The sequence below is a fragment of the Ciceribacter azotifigens genome (genome assembly GCF_048159625.1).
Classification (GTDB): Bacteria; Pseudomonadota; Alphaproteobacteria; order Rhizobiales; family Rhizobiaceae; genus Allorhizobium; species Allorhizobium azotifigens.
On the sequence record NZ_JBLQTA010000081.1, the window covers coordinates 1 to 723 of the forward strand.

General features: G+C 56.4%; 1 protein-coding gene. It reads left to right on the forward strand.

Features of this window, described 5'->3' with window-relative positions; translation table 11 throughout:
* Positions 1–291: 291 nt before the first annotated feature.
* The coding region (locus tag ACM6UT_RS23415; RefSeq protein WP_416799661.1) for a helix-turn-helix domain-containing protein at positions 292–723 on the forward strand (432 nt) is incomplete at its 3' end.

The following is a 723-nucleotide window of genomic DNA, read 5'->3' on the forward strand; positions in this document are numbered from 1 at the left end:
TAGAGATCTGCCATGACCTGACCTGATCGGCCGACAATATGGGTCTTTCGGGCGAGGCTGTAAATGTTCCGAACCGATTTTTGCCCAAGACGCATGTGATGGAAGGCGAAGCCGCAGCGCAACCGATCGTCACCCGAATGGGCGGAGACAGTGCCTGCTGGCTCCGTGCCGAAGGCATAGAGCGGGGTCGCAAAGCGATGCGCCGAAGCAGCTATCCAGGGTAGACTTTAGAGGCACCATCCTTAATTGTCCCGGAGGAACAACGATGAAATTCCAGTGTGGTTGGTGGCAATGGCAGGTTTCGGACTCGAGCAGTGGGTGAGTGATCTCGGACTTGAACGCGTTGACGACCCAAGCAGAGATCATTCGATCTATCGCAAACGACTCGACGGAAAGATCATCGACCTCAAGGAACTGGATCTGCTTGTCGCGCGAAGGCTCCGTCACCNCGAGCAGTGGGTGAGTGATCTCGGACTTGAACGCGTTGACGACCCAAGCAGAGATCATTCGATCTATCGCAAACGACTCGACGGAAAGATCATCGACCTCAAGGAACTGGATCTGCTTGTCGCGCGAAGGCTCCGTCACCTGCGAACCGACCGACAAATTGCGCAAGCCAAAGTCGCGACCCTCCTGGGCGTAAAGGAGGCAACCTACGCCCGCTATGAAAACGCCTCATCCTTGATGACCGTCGGACGCCTGCTCCACGTGTTCGAGGTCCTC